This window comes from Moritella sp., from assembly GCF_013215705.1.
Lineage (GTDB): Bacteria > Pseudomonadota > Gammaproteobacteria > Enterobacterales > Moritellaceae > Moritella.
On the sequence record NZ_JABSQR010000011.1, the window covers coordinates 87,974 to 111,426 of the forward strand.

The 23,453-nt window shown below is 40.4% G+C and carries 21 protein-coding genes; 10 read left to right on the forward strand and 11 right to left on the reverse strand.

The genetic code is table 11. The annotated features are described in order from the left end of the window. Positions 1-192: 192 nt before the first annotated feature. On the reverse strand, positions 193-387 hold the full coding sequence (locus HRT96_RS21950; protein WP_366052031.1) for a helix-turn-helix domain-containing protein: 195 nt from the start codon (positions 385-387) through the stop codon (positions 193-195). A gap of 714 nt (positions 388-1,101) precedes the next feature. Between HRT96_RS21950 and HRT96_RS09130 the strand changes: the two genes are divergently transcribed. The 3 genes from HRT96_RS09130 to HRT96_RS09140 all read left to right on the forward strand — a co-directional run bounded on the left by HRT96_RS09130 (position 1,102) and on the right by HRT96_RS09140 (position 2,702). Beyond that, positions 1,102-1,683 carry a hypothetical protein gene (locus HRT96_RS09130; protein ID WP_293155267.1) on the forward strand — a complete coding sequence of 194 codons (582 nt, stop codon included), beginning with the start codon at positions 1,102-1,104 and terminating at the stop codon, positions 1,681-1,683. 173 nt (positions 1,684-1,856) lie between these two features. Then, complete coding sequence (locus tag HRT96_RS09135) at positions 1,857-2,114, forward strand: hypothetical protein (protein ID WP_293155270.1); 258 nt, start codon at positions 1,857-1,859, stop codon at positions 2,112-2,114. Positions 2,115-2,120: 6 nt separating this feature from the next. Beyond that, positions 2,121-2,702, forward strand: coding sequence for a CPBP family intramembrane glutamic endopeptidase (locus HRT96_RS09140; RefSeq protein ID WP_293155449.1), 582 nt, complete (start codon positions 2,121-2,123; stop codon positions 2,700-2,702). Between the two features lie 194 nt (positions 2,703-2,896). Here HRT96_RS09140 and rarD read toward each other — a convergent pair whose 3' ends face one another. Continuing rightward, positions 2,897-3,820, reverse strand: a complete 924-nt coding sequence (gene rarD, locus HRT96_RS09145) for an EamA family transporter RarD (protein ID WP_293155273.1) — start codon at positions 3,818-3,820, stop codon at positions 2,897-2,899. A gap of 334 nt (positions 3,821-4,154) precedes the next feature. Between rarD and HRT96_RS09150 the strand changes: the two genes are divergently transcribed. After that, positions 4,155-5,489 (forward strand): sodium-dependent transporter, encoded by a 1,335-nt coding sequence (locus tag HRT96_RS09150; RefSeq protein ID WP_293155276.1) that lies wholly within the window; start codon positions 4,155-4,157, stop codon positions 5,487-5,489. A 127-nt stretch (positions 5,490-5,616) separates the two neighbouring features. Here the strand turns inward: HRT96_RS09150 and HRT96_RS09155 are convergent, their stop codons facing one another. From HRT96_RS09155 to HRT96_RS09190, 8 genes are all read right to left on the reverse strand, one after another. Next, entirely contained in the window at positions 5,617-6,006 is a 390-nt protein-coding gene (locus HRT96_RS09155) for a CBS domain-containing protein (protein WP_293155279.1), read from the reverse strand. Further along, positions 6,003-6,353 (reverse strand): P-II family nitrogen regulator, encoded by a 351-nt coding sequence (locus tag HRT96_RS09160; RefSeq protein ID WP_293155282.1) that lies wholly within the window; start codon positions 6,351-6,353, stop codon positions 6,003-6,005. Before HRT96_RS09160 ends, HRT96_RS09155 begins: the two co-directional genes overlap by 4 nt. Positions 6,354-6,426: 73 nt before the next feature. Beyond that, positions 6,427-7,236: a DUF1538 domain-containing protein gene (locus tag HRT96_RS09165; RefSeq protein WP_293155285.1), complete on the reverse strand. Its 810-nt coding sequence runs from the start codon at positions 7,234-7,236 to the stop codon at positions 6,427-6,429. Then, positions 7,233-7,973, reverse strand: a complete 741-nt coding sequence (locus tag HRT96_RS09170; RefSeq protein WP_293135963.1) for a DUF1538 domain-containing protein — start codon at positions 7,971-7,973, stop codon at positions 7,233-7,235. Before HRT96_RS09170 ends, HRT96_RS09165 begins: the two co-directional genes overlap by 4 nt. A gap of 197 nt (positions 7,974-8,170) precedes the next feature. Beyond that, entirely contained in the window at positions 8,171-9,823 is a 1,653-nt protein-coding gene (locus HRT96_RS09175; protein WP_293155288.1) for an AMP-binding protein, read from the reverse strand. A gap of 56 nt (positions 9,824-9,879) precedes the next feature. Then, positions 9,880-10,866, reverse strand: a complete 987-nt coding sequence (locus HRT96_RS09180) for an acyltransferase (RefSeq protein WP_293155291.1) — start codon at positions 10,864-10,866, stop codon at positions 9,880-9,882. Positions 10,867-11,124: 258 nt separating this feature from the next. Then, positions 11,125-13,332 carry a TonB-dependent receptor gene (locus HRT96_RS09185; RefSeq protein WP_293155294.1) on the reverse strand — a complete coding sequence of 736 codons (2,208 nt, stop codon included), beginning with the start codon at positions 13,330-13,332 and terminating at the stop codon, positions 11,125-11,127. A 209-nt stretch (positions 13,333-13,541) separates the two neighbouring features. After that, positions 13,542-14,183, reverse strand: a complete 642-nt coding sequence (locus HRT96_RS09190; RefSeq protein WP_293155297.1) for a LysE family translocator — start codon at positions 14,181-14,183, stop codon at positions 13,542-13,544. A 129-nt stretch (positions 14,184-14,312) separates the two neighbouring features. On the opposite strand from HRT96_RS09190, the gene HRT96_RS09195 reads away from it, so the two are divergent. From HRT96_RS09195 to ugpC, 4 genes are all read left to right on the forward strand, one after another. Beyond that, positions 14,313-15,605 (forward strand): extracellular solute-binding protein, encoded by a 1,293-nt coding sequence (locus tag HRT96_RS09195; protein WP_293155300.1) that lies wholly within the window; start codon positions 14,313-14,315, stop codon positions 15,603-15,605. Between the two features lie 72 nt (positions 15,606-15,677). Further along, positions 15,678-16,559 (forward strand): ABC transporter permease subunit, encoded by an 882-nt coding sequence (locus tag HRT96_RS09200; protein WP_293155303.1) that lies wholly within the window; start codon positions 15,678-15,680, stop codon positions 16,557-16,559. Between the two features lie 32 nt (positions 16,560-16,591). After that, positions 16,592-17,437 (forward strand): sn-glycerol-3-phosphate ABC transporter permease UgpE, encoded by an 846-nt coding sequence (ugpE, locus tag HRT96_RS09205; protein ID WP_293155306.1) that lies wholly within the window; start codon positions 16,592-16,594, stop codon positions 17,435-17,437. Positions 17,438-17,517: 80 nt separating this feature from the next. Beyond that, positions 17,518-18,609 carry a sn-glycerol-3-phosphate ABC transporter ATP-binding protein UgpC gene (gene ugpC, locus HRT96_RS09210; RefSeq protein WP_293155309.1) on the forward strand — a complete coding sequence of 364 codons (1,092 nt, stop codon included), beginning with the start codon at positions 17,518-17,520 and terminating at the stop codon, positions 18,607-18,609. Positions 18,610-18,787: 178 nt separating this feature from the next. On the opposite strand, the gene HRT96_RS09215 is transcribed toward ugpC, so the two are convergent. Next, complete coding sequence (locus HRT96_RS09215; RefSeq protein ID WP_293155312.1) at positions 18,788-19,996, reverse strand: NupC/NupG family nucleoside CNT transporter; 1,209 nt, start codon at positions 19,994-19,996, stop codon at positions 18,788-18,790. Positions 19,997-20,602: 606 nt separating this feature from the next. On the opposite strand from HRT96_RS09215, the gene HRT96_RS09220 reads away from it, so the two are divergent. After that, positions 20,603-21,775, forward strand: coding sequence for an isovaleryl-CoA dehydrogenase (locus tag HRT96_RS09220; RefSeq protein WP_293155315.1), 1,173 nt, complete (start codon positions 20,603-20,605; stop codon positions 21,773-21,775). Positions 21,776-21,780: 5 nt separating this feature from the next. Continuing rightward, positions 21,781-23,388, forward strand: coding sequence for a carboxyl transferase domain-containing protein (locus HRT96_RS09225; protein ID WP_293155318.1), 1,608 nt, complete (start codon positions 21,781-21,783; stop codon positions 23,386-23,388). The last annotated feature ends 65 nt before the right edge of the window (positions 23,389-23,453 follow it).

Consider the following 23,453-nt stretch of genomic DNA (forward strand, 5'->3'; position numbering starts at 1 on the left):
TTCATACCTAATGTCCGACGAACTTTGGGCAAAGAGCGAGGTTGATATACCTGAGGTTTGCGTTTGGCATGTGATCGCCACAATCCATCCATTGACGTAGTGTTTCAATGCCCACAGAAATAACATATAGCTCGGTGAGTTTTTCGTGTGCGAGAGTTGGACCAAAATCGAGGTAATGGATTTGCACTAACTCTAGAACATGTTGCTTGAATTTATAAGAATGGTGATGGTTACTGGGCTGGCACGTCTATGTGAAATCAAACCTTCAGTACCATGTTTTAAATATTGCTTCGTCAGTCGATATACTTGTCGTGGACTGAGGTTAAGAAGCGCGGCAGCATCGATGCCAGAGATACGTTTATCAATAACATTTTTGATGATGTTAATTCAGTATATTTCAATATCAGCCATAGTGAGTAACATGGCACAACTCGATACTTGGATTAATTACGACCAAGTATACCAAAATGTGACATATCTAAATTGTTAAAATGTGACATTACTATATTGCACTTACAATTTAAAACCCGATCACTCCGTATAATACACGTTAAGGTTAATTGGTTATAGTATCAGTTAGATACCATCACTTATCCTACAAAAGCTAATGACTATCGGCTAGTAAAATAACTCTAACGCAGTTATGCCCACAAACGGGCTGGCTCACCTAGCTAACTCAAAATTGCCCCTTTCTGGCTTAGAGTCCTTACTCTGTCATAATATGTGCATATCGATTTGTCATATATTTTCTCATGCAAAATTTACCAACCCAGTTGATCATAGTTATGCGCCAAAAAAACTATTAGATAAAGTGATTTTATATAGTGTATTGGCATTTTGGTTAAAGCTGTTTCGAATTATCAAAAGGCCGTCAAGTTTATCTTGCAGCCTAAAATTAATATTAATATACTCAATTACATAGCAATTTTTTGTATATAACTTATAAGACTAAATAATTTACAGGTTGACTCGTTTTCCAATAAAAATGTAATTAATAAAATTGAAATATAATCTAATTTTTCAATTGATTAATCTACTTTCATTGAGGTGAATAAATTTGGTAAATCGAGGCTCCTGTTATACAAACACCAAGAGGAAATTGTGCATAAATCGAAGAAAATCACGCTAGTCTTATTGACTTTGACTGTTCCAAGCATGGCTTATGCTAATGCAGGTGTGCCAATGTTATTTTTAGCAATGCCAGCATTTTTGCTTTCGCTAGTGCCAATCATCACTATTGAATCATTGTATATATCAAAGAGTTTGGAGCTGTCGATTAGTCAATCTTTGAAAACGGTAAGCATCTCTAATTTGGCTTCAACCATTATAGGTATTCCTATTACTTGGTTGCTACTCGTCGTAGTTCAAATGGTGACAGGCGGTGGTAGTGCCTACGGCATTGATTCAGTCATGGGTAAAGTGTTAGCGGTTACTTGGCAAGCACCTTGGCTGATACCATACGAGAAAGACTTAAATTGGATGATACCTGTCGCGGGATTAGTATTGTTGCTTCCCTTCTTCTTTGTTTCATGGTGGTCAGAGTATTTTGTGTCAAAGAGCATCAATAAATCACTACCTCCTATCAGTATTAAGAATAAAGTACGTAACGCAAACCTAATTACTTATTCTTTACTCGCAGCTTGGCCCATAGGCTTCTGGGTGCTCGGCAATGCAGCGAAATAAGCATTTAACAAACGCGCCAATTACGCGAGCATTATGCGACGGTCGACCAAATATAGAATTCTAACCCTGTTACTTTCTTTACTCTCGTTCTTGTGAAAACGATATTAATTCAGTATGTTGAAACCATTTGAATAAAAACATTCCAAATCGAACTATTTATTAAGGACAATTTAATGATTTTAGAATCAGACATCTGGCTATGGCTGCCATTAACGTTCTCAATCGGGGCAAGTTTCGCACGAAAAAATGCGATATCTTTGACTGTACTTGGTGTGACTCTATTAAGCGCATTTGCATTGGGGCGAATCGAGCTTCTTGCATTGTTCAGTACTTTCATTATTCTTAGTTTCTCATATTACCATTCTTCATTATTAACGACCAAACAACCGAAGCCGATTAATTATATAGGTTTGGGGATTGTGGTTGCTTAGTGTGTGATGCTGTTTATGCACCTTATTCCGGGGTTCAACAATCTTCAGGTGTTAGACAATGTAAAAGCTGGCCCTGAAAGTTTGCCTTTTTCTATGTATCTAAATTTAGATAAGCCGCTTACATTTTTTGCACTTCTTCTAGCTTACCCAATACTACTCGGCGGTAAGAAAAAATGGCAGTTAAAACCACTGCTTATAACACTTCCTCTTTTACTTTCTCTCTTACCTATTGCAGCATACTTTGGGGCGATTAAGACTGAGTTTGGTTTGCCGTCTTGGTGGTGGTTGTTCGTGCTTAATAACTTGCTATTAACCTGTGTAGCTGAAGAAGCACTATTTCGAGGCTTTATTCAACAATCATTAAGTCGTCGTTTTGAATGGCAAATTGGCTTAGCAGTCGCGAGTATACTATTTGGCTTAGCTCATTTTTCTGGTGGTACATTATTGGTGATATTCGCTACTTTAGCCGGTTTAGGTTATGGCTTGGTATTTCACTTTACTAACCGCTTATGGTGCGCAGTACTTGCTCATTTCCTCTTTAATTTCGTGCATCTTATCTTCTTTACTTATCCTGTTTTAGCAAGATAATTAGGCACATATCTATATATCCTCTATAAAAACAAAAATACGATTTTTTAAATCGTATTTTTGTTCAGACCCTGATGTAGTCATATTTTATGTAATGTAAACTTTGCTCTTTGAAGCTTAAAATCTCACCCTGTCCAAATATGGCTGAGATCAATCCACTCATGATTTGCGCATTCATAATTCCCAATATAGTACTAACCGCGTCGTTTATAACTATCTACCGCGATTAATACCAAGGCAAGCATAATAGCCCCATAGATTGGCCATTGGATTAATTCAATGCGCTCACCAAGTAATAAGCCAACACAAAAAACTAATGTCGGCTCTAAATAAGTCAATAAACCAAACAGGCTAAGTGGGAGCATTTGTGAAGCGTATAAAAATAATAACATCGGTAGTGTGCCTGTAATCGCCAGTCCTAGATAATAAGCCCAAGACAAGGCTTCGATTTGTAGCCAATCATTAAAGGGTTGTAAATAAAGCATGCCAAGCAGTGCAACTGGTAGTAAAAAAATGTTGTCTAAGGTGAATACCAGATCGCTCGCCATTGGGTAACGTCGACGATTCATAAAATACAGCGGATAACCTAAAGCAATCACAAACACAATCCAAGAGATGCCATCAGCAATGACATAGGCATAAACAACACCACAAGCAGCAATGATGCATGCGAATAACTGTGCACGGGTTAATTGCTCACCATAAACAAAATAACCAACGGCAACCAAGATCAGAGGTAGCGCAAAATAGCCTAATGCCACAGACAGTATTTCCCTCTGTAGAGGCGCCCAGATAAAAATCCAAAACTGTGGTGCAATTAAACAGGCAGAAAGTAAAAATTGCGGCCATAATCGCCATTGTTTTAATTGTTCCCACAACAATGATATTCGCCCTACTACGATTAAACCCAATAACATAATAACAGCGCTCCACAACACTCTTTGCCCAGCTAGCCAATGACCAGCGCCTCCGGCAACACCTGTTTCTGGCCAGGTCGGTTGGAACTGTACATACAAGGGCAGCAATGCAAATAAACAAGAAGCGAATATTGAAGCTATTAATCCCTTTTTGTGATCGGACAAATGGAGCGTTTTACTATTAAGTTTGGAGAAAATCATAGGTTATCAAATTCAGCTGGTTAGAGAATGAGAGTAAGATTTGGGATAATACCAGGGCACGCCACTGCAGTTTTATATATTGAATATAAAGATTCAGATGAGGCTGATAAGCTAAATATAAATGAATTGGTTAAATTATAAACTGCACACACATTAATAAATGAAACATATGCCCTTCGGGCTTTTAATAATACGATAAAACTGTTCTACTTGTCACCAATATAATTAAAATCTAATTTTGACCACGTGTACATAAAGGTTTACACCACGATAAACCATGCGTACAACTCGCAAAATTAACCACTAACTCGGCAAGAAATACGTTGGAATAAAAATGGCAACAGGTTCAAGAGCACAATTTTCGTCTCGATTCGGCTTCCTCATGGCAGCAGCAGGTTCTGCAGTCGGTGTCGGTAATATTTGGGGTTTCCCTACACAAGCAGCGAGTAACGGCGGAGCTGTATTTTTACTTGTTTACTTATTCATGGTGTTTATTCTAGCTTACCCATTACTAGTAGCAGAGCTAACCATCGGTCGTCACGGTCAAGCTAATCCAATTAAATCTATTCAATCGATTTGGCCAAAACAAAAAATGGCGGCTGCTGGTTTAGGTATTGCAGGCATGGTTGCGGTATCAATGATCTTAAGCTTTTACGCCATTGTTGCGGGCTGGTTATTAGGTTCATTACTGTCTCCACTGTTTGCACTTATCGGTCTTGATGCAGCGGCTGAATGGGTGAATGCATTTGGTACAGAACGTAACTTGGTGATGATGGTTATCTTTATGCTGATGACGATCAATGTTGTTAAAAGCGGCGTTACTGATGGTATCGAACGCTGGTCTTCACGTTTAATGCCATTACTCTTCATCTTATTTGGTTTGCTGACTGCCTATATCTTAACACTCGATGGCGCGAGTGAAGGTCTTGAAATGTACCTTATTCCCGACTTCTCACACCTAAGTTCAGACTTAGTGATCAGTGCGATGGGTCAAGCGTTCTTCTCATTATCGTTGGGTGTATGTGCAATGATGGTATACGGTTCATATTTAAGTAAAGATACCAACATTCCAAAAACAGCCGTACAAGTCGCATTACTGGATACCGGAGTTGCATTTGGTGCAGGTCTACTGATTTTACCTGCGATGTTCGTGGCTCAAAAAAATGGCGTTGAAATTTATGACGCTGCCGGTGCCCTGCTTAGCTCTGATACGTTAGTATTTAATGTATTACCTGCGATGTTTGACACCATGGGTACTATGGGTATTGTAATCAGCATTTTGTTCTTTGTATTAATGCTTATTGCCGCTCTAACGTCATCAATCGCAATGTTAGAAGTGCCAGTATCTTGTGCAACCGAAGAATTAAATAAGGATCGCTCTACAGTTGTTTGGTGGATTGGCGGTATTATTACGTTGATTTCAGCAGTGATCATCTTTAACTTTGGCGATTTGTTTGGCTTAGTGATCACAGCAACAACTGTTTATGCACAACCTATTCTTTCGTTAATCTTCGCATTATTAGTGGGTTGGATATGGCGTCGTGACCAACTACTTACCGAAATTAAACAAGGTAATACAGAACTGGAAGATGGTTTATTTTGGAAAATATGGCCTTGGTATGTACGTGTTATTTGCCCTGCACTCATCATTCTAGTGTTAGCATCTTAATGGTGATCAACTTTTGATTTTACAAATGAAAATATAATCAAAAGACAATAAAAAGGCGGCTATTTCCTATTGTAATAATAGTGACATTGCCGCCTTTTTATATAATTTATTAACTTGGATTAACGTATTACAGCTCGTGTAGAACTAGTTCGTTATAGCCAATCAAACCTAAAATATCTTCATTTTCAATCACAGGTGCGTGAGATAAACCAAAACGCTCAAATAACCGAGCACAGTAACGAATATCCATTTGCGGCGGTACAGATACGATCGGTTTTGCCATCACTTCATAAATATTAACACGATCGGGTGAACGGTCTTTAGCTAATACTTGCTTAGCGATGTCTGATAATACCAAAATACCGTAAGCATCATGTTGGTCACGCTTATTCACAATGATCACTTTCGAATCACTCTGTTTCATGGCATCAATCGCTTCACGAATGGTCTGCATACCGTCCATACAAATATAATTTTTCGTCATAACCGCATTGGCTTTAATTAGATTTTTGGTCACAGTTCATTCTCCACAGTTTTCGTTAATTGACTAATTTGGTGATTCACACCGACCGCATCTTCCACGTCAATTTGAACCGCAATACCGGACCCCGGCTTTTCATCAAACTGACCGACTTTATTGATTTCTTCTAAAATATGTCGACTTAAATGTTCTTCAACAATAAATAATAAAACATCACGCTGCGTTTCTAGGGTTAAACCAAAAAAGGTTTTCGATTGCTTAAGGCCTTCACCTCTCGCATTATTAATAATAGTGGCACCAGTAGCACCCGCACTGCGCGCAGCATCCATGATACGGTCTGTAATACCAGCATCGACAAAGGCGACGATTAATTTAAAATGCATTTTATTCTCCAACAATTCATAATTTTAACTGTTACTGTTATTGCTATTGCAATCACTCGTGAACATTCGCTAATTAGTTTGAAGCGACATTGTTGTCACGAGCACTGATCCACTGCGATATTTGTGCATAAGCCATGACCGACATGATCGGAAACAGACTCGCAAACGCAATCAGACCAAAACCATCGATTATCGGGTTACGCCCTGGCACTGTTTCTGCTAATCCGAGTCCGAGTGCCGCAACTAAGGGTACGGTTACCGTCGACGTCGTTACGCCACCTGAATCATAAGCCAATGGGATAATCAGTTTTGGTGCTACCAGTGTTTGTAACACCACAACCACATAACCCGTAATGATGTACCAATGAATAGGGTCGCCGACAACAATGCGATAGCAACCGAGCGAGATACCAATCGCCACACCCAATGCAACAGATAAACGTAAGCCCCAAACACCTATGGCACCGCCGGAAACTTCATTCGCTTTGATCGCAACCGCAATCAATGATGGTTCCGCAATCGTAGTAGCAAAACCGATTAAGAATGCAAATAGATATACCCAGTAATAATCAGTCCAAACCAGCTCACGGACGCTGCCAGTGACGGTTTCGACATTATTGACACTCGCAAGAAAAGCCGGGTCGGTAAGTTGCTGTGCCATTAAGCGCCCAAGCGGAAATAACGCCCACTCCAACCCAATCAAAAACAGTGACAAGCCAAGTAATACCCACAAGAAACCCATTAATACTCGGCCTAAATTAGGTAAAGGTTTACGAATGACAGCAAACTGGAAACCAAATAAAATCGCGGCAATCGGTAATACATCGTGAAACGTCGTCACGATTGTCGCGCCAATTTGATGTAACATATCGACAAAGGTCATAGCATCACCATTCCATAAGCCATTACAAAGATAATCGGGTTAAGCGATGCTAACGCAATAAGACCAAAACCATCAATCATCGGGTTTCGACCTTTAATAGAAGATGCAAGCCCCACCCCTAACGCAGTGACAAGTGGCACAGTGATTGTTGATGTCGTGACACCGCCCGAATCATAAGCAATACCAATAATCTCAGCGGGTGCAAACATCGTCATGATCACCACCAATATATAACCACCAATAATGAACCACTGCAGTGGCCAGCCTTTGATAATACGTAGCACACCAATTGCAATCGCAATCCCAACACTCAATGCCACACTCATTCTTAAGCCTTGGGCATATTCATCAATTGCCGTTTGTGTCGTGCCGATAAGATCACCACTGGCTGCAACCCTCGCAGCCTCGGCTGCAACGGCAATTAATGCTGGTTCCGCAACCGTGGTACCAAAACCAAGACAAAATGCAAAAGTTAACAACCAACCAACACTGCCCTTACGCGCAAACGCATGAGCCATAGATTCGCCAATGGGAAATAAGCCTTGTTCAAGGCCATGAATAAAGAAGGTGAGTCCTAATAATACAAACAGTACGCCAATAAGAAGTTGGCCGACATTCGGTAGCGGCTGCTGAATAACCACTAACTGAAAGAATAAAATCACAAGAATAATGGGCGCAAGATCCCTGATACTTCCCAACATAAATTTAAGTAAGGTTTTAAATGTATTAACCAACATAGCCTCCTTGATCAGATTAATCACTCGGATACTAGCGCAGTGTAAAACTAAAAAATTGATCTAAATCAACGGGAGCAGATATAACCCTATAGAGGTGTATTTAACGAGAGTTAAACCTTAGATTAACCTTAGCTCAACCTTGCGGTAACAATGATGATGGCTAAAAGGGAAATGAATATGTATGTAACCGAACCAGTCTATCCATTAAACCGTATGCTTGCATAAATTTGGTCTAATTCTGCAACACTGCATTGCTGCCAATGCTTGGGCAACTCGTTTCTTAAGCAGTGCTCTAGTTCTACTGATAAATAAACAAAAGACAACGAATCAGCATTTAAACTATGAAAATTTTCATCGGGGGATAACTCGGCTAAATCTAACGCATCAATAAATAGGTGGCTAATACTCTCCCACTCTTTCTCATCTAATTCTAAAATACTTGAAATAGAGCATAACGTACGCTGAAAAAATCCAACCGACGGTTTTTTATAGGCATGATTTATAATCGCCCTAAAGTCATATTTTCCATTAGAGAGTAGTGGAATGGCATTAACTATGTTGATGATGAATTTGTCACGCGGTAATGAATAGTAGTCGCTTAATCGTGTCAATAAATGAGTTATATCTACGTCATCATGGCTTGCTTCCAAGGCGATAATAATAGCATTATCATTACCTGTTACTGCACTTTGTGGATAATGACTTTTAACAAAACTTTGCACATCATCAAGGTTTATCCGCAATCCAAATAATTTCACAAACCGTTTGGTTCGGCCGACTAAGTAAAAAAGATCATGATGTGTACGACAAGCAATATCACCAGTAAGTAACATCTCTGGGGTTTCATCGTTAGCCAAACCAGTCACTGACTTGGCATAACCCATCATCACATTGTCACCGCGATAAACCAGTTCACCAGACTTATCTAACGTTTTAATCTCGTTTCCTTCGTCATCAACAATATATAATTTCCCCTGCGGAATCGCACGGCCGATGGTATTTGGGAAGTCGACAGTCAGGTGTGGTGGCAGGTAAGAGATCCTAGGCGAGGCTTCGGTCTGGCCATACATGACAAAAAATTCGACCCCGTTCGCTTGCGCTTGCAACGCATATTGTTTGACTAAAAAACCTTCGAGCTTACCACCGGCTTGCGTGACATAACGTAAACTAGGGTATGTTTTAAAGTCAAAATCAGTCTTTAACAGAGCCTCAAAAGTATAAGGCACACCGGCAAAACTGGTGGCAGAATATGTCTTTAAGTCATACCAAAATCCAGTGTCTAATACGCTATGAGCGGTAAATACGGTACATGCACCAGCCTGTAAATGGGAGTGTAAAATAGATAAACCATACGCATAATGTAATTTTAGATGTGCTAAAGCAATATCATGTTCAGTCAAATTCAGATATTCGACAATCGACTCCGTGTTTGACTGGATATTACTGCTACTAAGCTTGACAAATTTGGGGGTACCCGTCGTGCCTGATGTCGACAGCAACAAGGTTAAGTTTGGATGTAACTGGTAATTGCATTGTGCATGCTGGCACACCTGACCAAAACCATCAATAAGCAAATTGGGTTGGTAATTTTTAATCAGCTGAATTGATTTATCACTGTTAAAATCGTCAGCAAGATAAACGACTTTGTTACTCTTTAAACACGCTAAGTAACAAATCACCGATACAATGGTATTTTTTGATTCAATAAATACCAATTCTTTATTATTACCAAGTTGCAAAGATAATATCTCTACTTGATGATCAAGATTATTATAAGTAATGGTGTCACCATTGACTGCATCAATTACCGCAATGTTATCTTTAAATCGGCTTAAATCATCAAAAAACATACACGCCCTCTATTTCTAAACAATATAATAAAATACTGGACTGATAAAAAATTAGCTCATAGTCCGATAAATATTTTTGATTTCTCCTTTAAAATTAATTTAATTATCACAAACGACGATAACGATAGAATCAGCGTTAGCGCAAAGCTTGCTGATGCAGCAAATAACCCGGTTACTTCAACACTCAGATATTGGTTATACACTATTCGTATCGTTGAAATAAAATAACCATGCACAAAATATAAATAAAAACTTAAACGGGCAAACATATTTAAACATTTATTTTTCTTTGCTAAATAACGTTTTGCAAACGCAATTAAGATCACCGCCAACACCATTTTACACAATAGATCTACCGATGAACTAAATGCGGTACCCCATGATAACCAAAGATAAACAACGATATAACCCACTAACAGCACGCCACTATATTTTGTCAGCGCTTCATAAATACGTGGCTGCTGCCAAAGTAACATCCCTAATACATAAGTCGGTAAAAAATACACAGTCCAAATTACGTTATTTATACTAAATTCAGGACGTCCAAACCACATTGCAGGTATTAAAGACAGTATAAAAAAAACACCTAACAATTGCTTACTTTTAATATAAATAAAACTCGGACTGAAAATATAAAGTGGAATGATCATGGGAATAAACCACAGTGTTACAAGATGTGCCCCTGATAGCATAAAATACAAATATTGATAAACCAGACCTAAACTATTAAACCAATTCATATCAATCCAGAAATGGGTAGTTTTAATCCCAGACAGATAAATAAAAATAGCCGGAAGTGAAACAAAAAAATAAGGGATGATAATAATTTTAAATTTATGTTTTAAATATTTTAGATAATTAAAATTAGTCGATAATGATGAAAATAAATAACCTGCAACAACAACAAATAAAATAGTTGTATTATCAAGTAGCAAGCCAATACCATACAAGATCATCGAGCCATCATTATTAATCGTGCCGATTGCATGGATCAACATGATTAATAAAATTGCAATGCCTCTAAAATTATTTATAAATTGCATTGAATTTTTACCTTTAACCAACCAGTTATTAACCAGTTGTACCTCATCAATATCAGTCTAAAATCTATGTAACCTACACAAAATTAAATAGGTTTATCAAGGTTAATGACGAAATAATACTCACTTGCTCCCTAGGGTATAATTATATGCCAATATCGAGTAAACGCCCAAAAGGGGCGATATTAATCCAATATAGATGCTCATTTTAGATTAATATCGCAGACACAAAATCTCTACAGATGTTGTGTCACTCAACAATTAAAATTGATACGCCACATTCGCGCGGATCTCACGCCCAGCCGCTGCGACCCCGTTTGATAGGTAGGGTTCATAATAGCGGTCTGTCAGATTCTTAACTGTTAATCTCATGGTCAGTTGTTCTTTATCAGCCAAAGGTTGCCATTTCACATAGATATCTTGCAATGTATACGACTCGCTTGCATTGTTAACAACATAGCTCGTAGTTGGTACATCATCTTGTTTATCATACCAACGTAAGTCCCAGCCTGTTGTTAATCCTCGAATCCATTCGTAGCCCATTCCAACATTAATATTCAATGGTGGTATACCTGGTACATGATCATCTGGACCAGTGGAATCTTTCCATGAACCATTATGTTTACCTTGGATACTCACCAATGATGAATTCGCATAAAAACCATTAAGGCGATATTGCCCCATAAGTTCAATACCATAGGTTTTAAAACCATCGAGGTTTACGCGCCAACCTTGCTGAGTCCCATCCACCCTTTTGGCTTTCATACGCTGACCAATGTCATTTTCGACTTCATTATAAAAGCCGGTGATTTGACCTGAAAATTGATCGTTATGCGTAAAAACACCCACCGTATGATTCGTTAAGCTAGTGCTAAAGGCGTGTATACGTTCTGCATCAAGATCTCGACTTGTTGCTTTCGCGCCTCTTGCTCTAGCATATTGAACCGAATAAGTATCATCAATTGTTGGCGCTTGAAATGCATAGGCATACGCCATGTTTAGACTGGTGTTATCAGTAATATAATAATCTAACTCAAGGCGAGGACTCCAACCATCGTGCGATATGGCACTATAGTCATGCCCTACTGTTGGGTCATTATAATCACTGGCTAAGTTACCTTTACCTTCGCTACGCACGTAATCATAGCGAATTGAAGGTGTGATTAATAAATCATCCGTAATTTGATAACCGTCAGCAATATAAAATGAGTAGGTAGACTGAGTACCAGAAGGCTCATAATAAGGGGTGTAAATACCAAAGTTTTTCTTTGCATCTTTCGCCTTAGTCCGATTATTTACTAAGGAATTTCTATCCTGATACTGGTATTGTAAACCCGTTGTGATCGTATGATCGCCCAATTGCGCAGTATTATTTAAATCTGTAAAGTGACGCTTATAATTAAGATCTGAAGCATGACCATATGCACCAACACTCACATACAGACTGCGTTTATTTATGCTTCCATCAGTATTATATTTATTCCAGGTAAAATCAGGTCGCTCCCAATGACGTTTATTTTCCGAAACTGATAATGTAAAATCGACATCAACCAGCGCATTGATTGGATTATAATGATAATTTGCCGTCGTCGTATTATTCGAATATTGATTGTAAACAGTATAAGCGAACTTTGCATTCTCTACTGAACCATATTTCCTTATCTGATATGGCCCTATTTTTGGCATAGTACCGCGACGTGTTGCCCAGGGTTTACGTCCTTCATCAGAAAATTCACTGTGACTGAGTGCAAAACGATGTGTACCAACATCATAGCTCATTTTTGCTAACCAGTTTTTTTGCTCTGAACCCGAAAATTTAACCGTATTCCCATTACCGTCGGCCATATCTCCGGTATTACGGGTGATGCCATTAACCAAGTATTGGAAACCACCTGTTTTACCATAAGCAGTGACACTGTAACGTTGATTATGATCTCCACTGTTAAAACCAGCTTGCACACGAACGCCAAAGCTTTCACCTTCCCGAAGCAGGTCTTCTGCATCTTTAGTCTTGATTCGAATAGTACCGCCAGCACCACCGTTTCCGGTTTTATAATCATGTGCTCCTTTAGTCACTTCAACTTCCCCAATCATACTCGGGTCAAAGAAGAAACTGCCATAACGGTATTGCTGGAACCCAATTGGCGCACCATCAACATAAAAAGCAAGATCTTCAGTCGCAGAGAAACCACGAATGTTGATACGTTCCCCACCTTGACGCGCACCACCATCAATGGTGACACCTGGAATCATATCCATAATTTCAGCAACATTATTGGCTTGTTGCTCTTCAATTTCTTCCCTTGTAATTAACGATTTACCCGGCTGGTCGACAGTTATCGCACGCTCAGTGTCATTGGCCACCACCGTCGTGATATTTTGATCTGGTTGTTCAGATGCAGAAACGTTTAAGCTGGAAATAATGGCTAGCGCTAGAGTATTAAGTTTAAATATAGTGTTAAGTCGCATTTTCATTTATCTATAAGGATCGTAAATGCGCATTTTAAACAACCTTAAATACAATTGATAATCATTATCAATTGTATTTTGTAAGCGTTTGTCAATTTTCAGTCTATTATAATGTGAACATCTATATTAATAGTGTTTTAATTCAATATAATAGCTGTTTTTAGCGTTTAAAATTGGCACTAAAACACCCCTCATAATTGATGATGAGCCTAACTTTGTTTTGTTAAGGCGAGTTTAATACCGAAAAATAGGAACAAACCGCCAGTGAACTTGGTGAGATAAGTCGTTAAGCGTTGGTTATGTTTAAGCTTGCCGCCAATCGATGACGATGACCAAGCCAGAATATGGCACCAGATCATGGCGTTAATATTAAAAATGATACCGAGAAAAATAAATGACAGGGCTTTGTGCGGATCATCCATGGCGATAAATTGTGGTACAAAAGCCAAGAAGAACAAGGCTACTTTGGGATTGAGGACATTGGTTAAAAAGCCTTGAAAGAAGATTTGTGATAATGATGTATTGTTACTATCTACATTAACAGCATCAACATCAGCCGTTTTACTCTTTGACAACAGCATACTAAAACCAATGTACAACAGATAGATACAACCAATCACCTTAATCACTGTAAATGCCATGGCCGATGTGGCTAAAATAGCTGAAAGACCAAACGCAGCGGCAAGAATATGCACTAATGTGCCGGTGCCAATACCAAAAGCCCCGACAGAGCCAGCACGAAATCCCTGCCCTGCACTACGCCCAATCACATATAAAGAATCAGGACCGGGGATCAAATTTAACATGATGCCAGATAGCACAAATAACCACAGTTCTGTGACTCCAAACATATTACAACGCCCTATTTATGACTTAACTTTAACTTTACCACAACAAAAGTGAAACGTAACTGTCATTATTCCCCCTTATTATAAGCACCACATTTACTGTTAATAACAACCTAATCATTAAGGATTGAGATGAAAAAGCAATTGATAACAGGTGTTCTTGCTTCATTACTATCAAGTACAACTATGGCTGCGACAGATATTACTTGGTGGCACGCGATGAGTGGCCAACTGGGTGAAACAGTCAATACTATTGCTCGTGATTTTAATGCTTCACAAGATGAATACAAAATTACCCCAGTATTTAAAGGTTCATACGTTGAAACGCTGACAGCAGGTATTGCAGCCTACCGAGCCGATCAAGCGCCAAACATACTGCAAGTTGCCGATGTCGGTGCTGCAACGATAATTAATGCACCCGGTGTCGCTAAACCGGTGCAAGATATCCTGGTTGAATCAGGTTATGCATTTAACAATCAAGACTATATTGCTGGCGTACGTGATTTTTATGCTGACAGTAACGGGAAAATGATTGGCATGCCTTTCAACAGTTCAACACCTGTTCTGTATTACAACAAAAATATTCTCGATAAAGTTGGTGTTGACGCACCTAAGACGTATGAAGACATGGAACAAGTCGCGAAGAAACTAAAAGCACAAGGCTATGCAACTTTCTCACAATCGCTGACACCTTGGATCATGTTCGAAAACTTCAAGTCACGTCATAACTTACCGGTTGCCGATAAGAATAATGGCTTTGATGCACCAGCCACCAAGATCATGATCAATACGCCCGATATGAAGATGCACTTTAACAAGCTAAAAGACTGGTCTGACAAAGGTTATTACAAGTATTACGGTTCTGATTGGAACGCCAACCAAACACCATTTGAAAAAGAGCAAGTGGCGATGTGGATGGGTTCATCAGGTTCATTTGGTGGTTTACGAAATCGCGTTGATTTTGATTTAGGCACAACCTACCTGCCGTACTGGAAATCGATAAATGAGAATGCTGGTCGTACCTTTATTGGTGGTGCGGCATTATTCGCCATTGATGGTAAACCGAAAAAAGAACAGCAGGCTGTTGCCGCATTCTTTAATTTCTTAACGAGTCCTGAAACACAAATGTTCTGGCATAAATCAACGGGTTACGTAACAGTAACCAAAGCCGCTTACCAGCTAACTAAGCAATCTGGTTACTACCAAGAACAACCTGATGCCGAAGTAGGTATCAAACAATTAAGCTTACCGGGTGGTGAATGGACACGAGGTTATCGTTTAGGTTTCTACTCACAAATCCAAGAAGTCATGCATCGTGAGTTTGATAACGTTTTTGCTAACCGTACATCGGTAGAAGAAGCGCTCAACAACATCGACAAAGAAAGTCAGGTTATCTTAAATCGTTTCGCTCGAACGGTACGATAACCTATTACTGACTGTGGCTCACATGACGTGCACCACAGCTAATTTCTTACTTTAATTCATTAGGTTTTTATTGTGGAACAACGCCAACAATTTACCCATTCGGCATTGCCTTATATTCTTTTAGTACCACAAATTGCAATTATCGCGGTGTTTTTTTTCTATCCGGCGGCTGAAGCCGTTTACCTGTCGTTTATGTTAGAAGACCCTTGGGGCCTGTCATCTACGTTTGTCGGATTAGAAAACTACAGCATCATTTTTAATTCCGCAGAATACTTAAAATCAGTGTTTTTCACTCTCGGTTTTGCAGTAGTCGTATCGTTTTTATCTTTAGCCCTTGCCCTGCTGCTCGCCGTTAAAGCCAACAATATTTTACATGGTAAGAGTGCGTATAAAATCACCTTAACTTGGGTTTATGCCATAGCACCCGCCGTGGCAGGTATTATGGGTGGTTTTATCTTTAATCCACATATCGGCGTATTCACCGAAATTTTCGCCAGTCTCGGCTGGGACTTTAGCTTATATACCAATCCTTTTGACGCGACGTTAGTGTTAGTTTTAGTCTCGGTATGGAAACAAATTTCAGTCAACTTTATCTACTTCTTAGCGGGCTTACAGTCGATTTCATTTGCGGTGAATGAAGCGGCAATGCTGGATTGCGAAAGTGATAACCGCCGATTCTGGACGATCACCTTCCCACTGCTTGCGCCAACGGGTTTTTTCTTATTAGTCATCAACTTGACCTATGCCTTTTTTGATACCTTCGGGGTTATCGATACCTTGACGTCAGGTGGACCTGGCGGCGGAACCACATCACTGGTGTATAAAATTTACCGTGATGGTTTTATTGGTACCGACCTGGGTGGCAGTGCAGCTCAATCAGTGGTGTTACTGGTTTTAGTATTGGCATTAACTTGGATGCAATTTAAGTTTATCGAAAAACGTGTGCACTATTAATCGCAGTCTGCGGTTACAACTTTGAGAATTTTATGATGAAACAAAATCAATGGTTAGACCATGCGATCCTGATTATCGGCGCACTCTTTATGATCATGCCTATCTGGCTCATATTTGCCAGTTCAACACACAATCCAAATACCATTATCAGTGATGGATTACAGTGGTTACCGGGTGGTAACTTCACCACTGTTTACAGTGAAGTATGGAACAAGAGTATCGGTTTTAGCAGCGATGTTAACGCAAAATCCATGATCATAAACTCAATGATCATGGGGCTTGGTTTTGCTGTCGGTAAGATCATCATTTCAATGATGGCCGCTTACGCACTCGTTTACTTCCGCATGCCGTTTGCATCATTTTGGTTCTGGCTTATTTTTGTCACGCTACTGCTGCCGCTTGAGGTTCGGATCATCCCCTCTTATGAAGTTGTCGCAAAATTGGGCATGTTAAACAGCTTTTCTGGATTAATCTTGCCATTAATTGCATCGGCAACGGCAACTTTCTTCTTCCGTCAGTTTTTCCGCACCATTCCGAATGAATTATTGGAAGCGGCACAACTCGATAATGCCGGCCCAGTACGCTTCTTTCTGGATATTTTATTACCGTTATCAAAAACCATGATTGCCGCTATTTTCATCATTATGTTTGTGGTCGGTTGGAATCAATATTTATGGCCAATCATGATGACCACAGATGAAAGCTACAACACCATCGTCATGGGGATTAAGCAACTACTGAGCGACATTAGCCAAAGCAGTCAACCACGTTATGATCAAGCGTTTGCGTTAGTTATCTTCGCCATGCTGCCACCTATTTTAGTCGTCATCATTTTCCAACGTTGGTTTGTGCAAGGCCTTGTTGAAACAGAAAAGTAGTCATCGTTGTGATTGTGCTCATAACCGCTACTCATAACCACCAATAGTATCACCACAGCAAATTTGTAAAGAGATAGAATATGTTAGTACTTAAAAATTTAGTTAAAACTTATGATAACGGCCACCAAGCAGTAAAAGGGATCTCAGTCGATATTAAACAAGGTGAATTCATTGTATTAGTTGGCCCATCAGGGTGTGGTAAATCATCCATATTACGCGCTATCGCCGGTTTAGAATCAATCACCGGTGGCGAGATAGAGCTAAATAATCGTCGTATTGATACTGAAAAACCAGCAAGTCGTGATATTGCCATGGTATTTCAAAACTACGCCCTATATCCGCACATGACGGTATATGAAAACTTAGCCTATGGTTTAAAGAACCGCGGTGTTGATAGAGCTAGCATCGAATCAAAAATTGAAAAAGTCGCAAAAACACTGAAGATAACAGATTATTTAGATCGTAAACCCGCTAAATTATCTGGAGGTCAACGTCAGCGTGTGGCGATGGGTCGAGCGATTGTCCGCGAACCACAATTGTTCTTATTTGATGAGCCGTTGTCGAACCTAGATGCGTCATTGCGTGCGCACATGCGTTTAGAAATTAAGAAACTACAACGTGAATTAGCGGTGACGAGTGTTTATGTTACCCACGACCAAGTTGAGGCCATGACATTAGCAGACCGTATTATTGTATTGAATCAAGGTAAAATAGAACAAATAGGTACACCAGCAGAAGTCTATCACCAGCCTGCAAGTAGCTTTGTCGCCAGTTTTATTGGCAGTCCCGCGATGAATTTTCATCAAGCTGAAATTGCTGATGGTATGATAAATTTTGAACATCAACGTTTATTCCTCGCTGAGTATGCGCATTTACCTGCGCAGAAGATCCAGTTAGGTATTAGACCTGAACATGCGCTACTCGAGGCTTCAAATTCAGGGTTAAGTTTTTCATTAACGGTACAAGCGGTTGAGCCTTTAGGGCCTAATCAACTGGTGCATGGCTTAGTGAATGAAAAAATATTTACTGCGTTAACACCCGAACTGCACTTCCAAACTAAGGAAGTCTTAACGCTAAATGTCGCAAAACAACATCTACACCTGTTTGATAAAGACGGTAAGCGCCTACTTACCAATAACAATGCGACCGACTCGCTAGCACAAGCAAGTTAAGCACTCGCGTTATTTTAATGACGAATGCACAAGCTGGAATGTTAAAACGGCCATAACCAAAAAGGCACACACCTAAATAAGTGTGTGCCTTGCTCATTGTAGAGCCTAGTTGCACGCTGTAACGACCAACCGCTATCTCGATTCTACTTTTACTTTACTTTTTTTTACTCTTACTCTATTACAGACTAATGAAAATACCTGCTAATGCCGCACTCATTAAGTTAGCCAATGTTGCCGCTAATACGGCTTTAAAACCTAAGCTTGCCACATCTGAACGACGCTCTGGAGCCATCACTCCGATAGACCCGATTTGAATGGCAATAGAACCAATGTTGGCAAAACCACACAGTGCAAAAGTAATAATCACTTGGCTGTGTTCAGAGATAGTCTCTTTAACTGCAGCGAAGTCCATGAAAGCCACAAATTCATTTAGAATCATTTTTTGGCCAATAAATGAACCCGCAATCAGCATTTCATGCTCCGGTATACCGATCAGAAAGGCTAATGGCGAGAAAATATAACCCAAGACACTTTGTAACGTCAGGTGTTCAATACCGACCCAGTTACCGACCATTTCAAAACCTGCATTCGCCATTGCGATAACACTCACAAATGCGATTAACATAGTACCGATTGCCACAGCAACCTTCATACCATTCATCGCACCTGCTGCTAATGCATCAATCGCGTTACTATGTTCGCTTTTTGCTATTTCAACATGAGCATCTTCAACTACCGTTTCTTGCTCTGGTACTAATAATTTAGCCATCAGCAAGCTACCTGGAGCCGCCATGAAGCTTGCAGCAATGAGGTACTTAATCTCAACACCTAAACCGGCATAACCACCGAGTACACTACCTGCAACCGATGCCATACCACCCGTCATTACCGCAAACAATTCTGAACGTGTCATTGTTGGTAAAAACGGTTTTACAAGTAATGGTGATTCACCTTGAGAAAGGAAAATGTTACCTGTTGCCGCTAATGATTCCACACGACTGGTACCAAGAAACTTCTGGATACCACCGCCAATCACTTTAATCACCCACTGCATTACACCAATGTAATAAAGAAGTGAAATAAGTGCACTAATAAAAATAACTAAGGGTAATACGCGGATCGCAAAGATAAATCCTCCCGTCGCTAAATCACCAAATAAGAATTGGATACCTACATCAGCAAAACCTAAGACACTCGAAACACCACTACTCATCGACCCAAGCATGCTTTGGCCAATAGAAGAATAAAGCACCAGTGCGGCAAAACCCGCTTGTAGGAACAGAGCCCCACCCACGGTACGCCATTTAATCGCTTTGCGATTTTCAGAAAGTGCACAAGCACATAAAATCAGTACTACGATACCGACTAAGCTAATTAACAACTGCATAATTTCATCCTGCTCATAAAAATAGATGTATAAAAAATGAAGGTGTCATACCGATTGTAATAAAATTTAGATGGCAGTAAACGCAGGAAAGATTAACACCCAGTGGGATTAACTTAGACCTGATTAATAATCATTATTTTATTGCAATGGGTATTACGTGCATTGGTATATGAGGAGAGGAAAAACAGCATTTTCGAAAAAAATAATCTAGTCAGTCCGTCCAATAACAACATACGAGTCACCTTGATAGCAAGCTACAGTCACGCTGGTCCAAATCCTTGGGTCGCTCACATTTCCTTGATGACGGCTTGTAACTAAGGTGGCTAAACTCGATGGTTCTGGCCGGACGAGAATTATATAGAGATATAGATCACATTAACAACTTTAATTAAATAAATATTAAACCATGCAAATTAAAGCTCAAAGATCAAACTAAACATACAGTTTTTAAACTTTAATTACCCCCATCTATCAACATATTCAAATTGGCAACCCCACTCGTTAACTACCATACTCAAATTAATGAAAGACAAGATTAATTACCGAGTACCTTAATGATCGTGAATGGACATGAACCTTCACTTAATCATCCTAATAGGAACACAAATGGCAAATGCCTACAGATCACTCAACTTTTGTCTTGGCGAAACTATCGACCTATTACGCGAAAGCGTCGAAGCCTTTGCAAATGCTGAAATCGTCCCACGCGCAGCACAAATAGATCGAGATAATCTGTTTCCAGCGGATATGTGGCAAAAGTTTGGTGACATGGGATTATTGGGTATCACCATCAGCGAAGAATATGGTGGGGTTAATATGAGTTACCTCGCTCATGTCATTGCGATGCAAGAAATAAGTCGCGCATCTGCATCGGTTGGGCTCAGCTATGGCGCACATTCAAATCTGTGTGTTAATCAGATATTTCGGCATGGCAATGCCCAACAAAAACAGAAGTACCTGCCTAAACTCATTAGCGGTGAACACGTAGGTGCATTAGCCATGACCGAACCCAATGCGGGTTCTGATGTCGTTTCAATGAAATTAAGTGCGGTATTAGACGGTGACGACTACATACTAAATGGCAATAAAATGTGGATCACCAATGGTCCCGAAGCCAGCACCTATATTGTTTATACCAAAACAGCCCCGGAATTAAACAGCCACGGTATTACCGCTTTTATCGTTGAACGCGGCTTTGCTGGATTTAGCCAAGCACAAAAACTGGATAAGTTAGGTATGCGCGGTTCCAATACCTGTGAGTTAGTATTTCAACACTGCCGAGTACCAAAAGCCAACATCCTTGGCACACTCAATCACGGCGTGCAAGTACTCATGAGCGGCCTTGATTACGAACGCCTTGTGCTCACTGGTGGTCCACTGGGTATTATGGATGCCTGTATGGATCTGGTTATCCCCTATATCCACCAGCGTCAGCAGTTCGGGAAATCCATTGGCGAATTTCAACTTGTGCAAGCCAAAATTGCTGACATGTATAGCCAAATGAACGCGGCCAAATGTTATACCTATACGGTTGCCCACGCTTGTGACAACAGTGACGCCAGCCGTAAGGATTGCGCTGGGGTGATCTTATACAGCGCCGAACTGGCCACAAAAATGGCACTGGATACTATCCAATTATTGGGCGGAAATGGGTACAGTAACGAATACCCAGCGGGTCGCTTACTCCGAGATGCCAAACTCTATGAGATCGGCGCTGGCACATCAGAAATGCGCCGTATATTGATAGGACGAGAACTGTTTAATGAGTCAGGAGCGTAGCAAGTATGGCGAAAATAGGTTCAACACTCAACATCACCCACCCTACTTTTGTGGCAAAACAACAAGCTATGCAGGATCTTGTTCAACAACTCGAAAGTAATATTGAACAAGTAAAACAAGGGGGTGGCGAAATAGCACAACAGCGCCATTTAGCCCGTGGCAAAATGCTGGCCCGTGACCGTATTGATGCCTTATTAGATCCCGGTTCGCCCTTCTTAGAGCTCGGACAATTTGCGGCTTGGCAATACTATCCCGATTCAGTGCCCGCCGCAGGTATTGTTGCGGGTATCGGTCGTGTTAATGGCATCGAATGTATGATCATAGCCAATGATGCGACTGTAAAAGGCGGTACTTATTACCCGTTAACGGTGAAGAAACACCTACGCGCGCAAGAGATAGCAGAGCGCTGTTGCCTGCCCTGTATCTATTTAGTCGACTCTGGAGGGGCATTTTTACCGCGACAAGATGAAGTCTTTCCCGACCGTGACCACTTTGGTCGCATCTTCTTTAATCAAGCCAATATGTCTGCCAAAGGCATCCCACAAATAGCGTCAGTCATGGGCTTATGTACTGCTGGTGGAGCCTACGTTCCCGCCATGGCAGATGAGTCTATCATTGTAAAACAACAAGGTACCATCTTCTTAGCGGGCCCACCATTGGTCAAAGCTGCGACAGGTGAAGAAGTCAGTGCAGAAGAACTCGGTGGCGCAGATGTACATTGTAAAACGTCTGGGGTTGCCGACCATTACGCCCAAGATGATGCCCATGCATTACAGTTAGTACGCCAGGCCATCGCTAATATTAATCACCTTAAACGACCTAATTTAACTGTAGTTCCCACTGTCCCTCCTCTATTCGACAGCCTAGAGTTATACGGGATTGTCGGCACTGATTTAAAAAAACAGTTTGATGTGAAAGAAGTCATCGCCCGTATTGTTGATAACTCTGAATTGGATGAGTTTAAACAGTACTACGGCACAACTCTGGTTTGCGGTTTTGCCCGTATTCACGGTTACCCTGTCGGCATCATCGCCAATAATGGGATCTTATTCTCGGAATCGGCGCAAAAAGGCGCACATTTTATTCAGCTGTGCTGCAAACGTAAGATCCCACTGGTATTTCTGCAAAATATTACCGGCTTTATGGTGGGTAAAAAATACGAAGCAGAAGGGATAGCAAAACACGGGGCTAAAATGGTTGCCGCTGTCGCTTGCGCCCAAGTGCCTAAGTTTACCGTCATTATTGGCGGCAGTTACGGGGCCGGTAATTATGGCATGTGTGGCCGCGCTTACGACCCCACATTGTTATGGATATGGCCAAATGCCAGAATTTCAGTGATGGGCGGCGAGCAAGCAGCCAGTGTACTCAGCCAAGTCAAAAAAGACGGCTTAGCCCGTAATAATAAAACCATGACCACAGCAGAAGAAGCTGAATTCAAAGCGCCTATTATTAAACAATATGAAACCCAAGGTGATCCTTACTATGCCAGTGCGCGATTATGGGATGACGGTATTATCGACCCATTACAAACAAGGCAAGTACTTGGGTTAGCTATTTCAGCCGCCCTTAATGCGCCGATTGCAGATACCCAATTTGGTATTTTTAGAATGTAGCTTAAGTACTGACAATTGCATGCAACTGCTTCTGTACAGTGCAGTCCCTAATTAAAAACCACAGT

What these genes read in the sequence shown, in the direction of transcription:
- ugpE (WP_293155306.1), top strand. Translation starts at nt 16,592, where the DNA reads ATGATGAAACAAAATCAATGGTTAGACCATGCGATCCTGATTATCGGC.
- HRT96_RS09175 (WP_293155288.1), bottom strand. Translation starts at nt 9,823, where the DNA reads ATGTTTTTTGATGATTTAAGCCGATTTAAAGATAACATTGCGGTAATT.
- HRT96_RS09225 (WP_293155318.1), top strand. Translation starts at nt 21,781, where the DNA reads ATGGCGAAAATAGGTTCAACACTCAACATCACCCACCCTACTTTTGTG.
- HRT96_RS09220 (WP_293155315.1), top strand. Translation starts at nt 20,603, where the DNA reads ATGGCAAATGCCTACAGATCACTCAACTTTTGTCTTGGCGAAACTATC.
- rarD (WP_293155273.1), bottom strand. Translation starts at nt 3,820, where the DNA reads ATGATTTTCTCCAAACTTAATAGTAAAACGCTCCATTTGTCCGATCAC.
- HRT96_RS09180 (WP_293155291.1), bottom strand. Translation starts at nt 10,866, where the DNA reads ATGCAATTTATAAATAATTTTAGAGGCATTGCAATTTTATTAATCATG.
- HRT96_RS09190 (WP_293155297.1), bottom strand. Translation starts at nt 14,183, where the DNA reads ATGTTTGGAGTCACAGAACTGTGGTTATTTGTGCTATCTGGCATCATG.
- HRT96_RS09165 (WP_293155285.1), bottom strand. Translation starts at nt 7,236, where the DNA reads ATGACCTTTGTCGATATGTTACATCAAATTGGCGCGACAATCGTGACG.
- HRT96_RS09135 (WP_293155270.1), top strand. Translation starts at nt 1,857, where the DNA reads ATGATTTTAGAATCAGACATCTGGCTATGGCTGCCATTAACGTTCTCA.
- HRT96_RS09195 (WP_293155300.1), top strand. Translation starts at nt 14,313, where the DNA reads ATGAAAAAGCAATTGATAACAGGTGTTCTTGCTTCATTACTATCAAGT.
- HRT96_RS09215 (WP_293155312.1), bottom strand. Translation starts at nt 19,996, where the DNA reads ATGCAGTTGTTAATTAGCTTAGTCGGTATCGTAGTACTGATTTTATGT.
- HRT96_RS09185 (WP_293155294.1), bottom strand. Translation starts at nt 13,332, where the DNA reads ATGCGACTTAACACTATATTTAAACTTAATACTCTAGCGCTAGCCATT.
- HRT96_RS09140 (WP_293155449.1), top strand. Translation starts at nt 2,121, where the DNA reads ATGCTGTTTATGCACCTTATTCCGGGGTTCAACAATCTTCAGGTGTTA.
- HRT96_RS09150 (WP_293155276.1), top strand. Translation starts at nt 4,155, where the DNA reads ATGGCAACAGGTTCAAGAGCACAATTTTCGTCTCGATTCGGCTTCCTC.
- HRT96_RS09160 (WP_293155282.1), bottom strand. Translation starts at nt 6,353, where the DNA reads ATGCATTTTAAATTAATCGTCGCCTTTGTCGATGCTGGTATTACAGAC.
- HRT96_RS09170 (WP_293135963.1), bottom strand. Translation starts at nt 7,973, where the DNA reads ATGTTGGTTAATACATTTAAAACCTTACTTAAATTTATGTTGGGAAGT.
- ugpC (WP_293155309.1), top strand. Translation starts at nt 17,518, where the DNA reads ATGTTAGTACTTAAAAATTTAGTTAAAACTTATGATAACGGCCACCAA.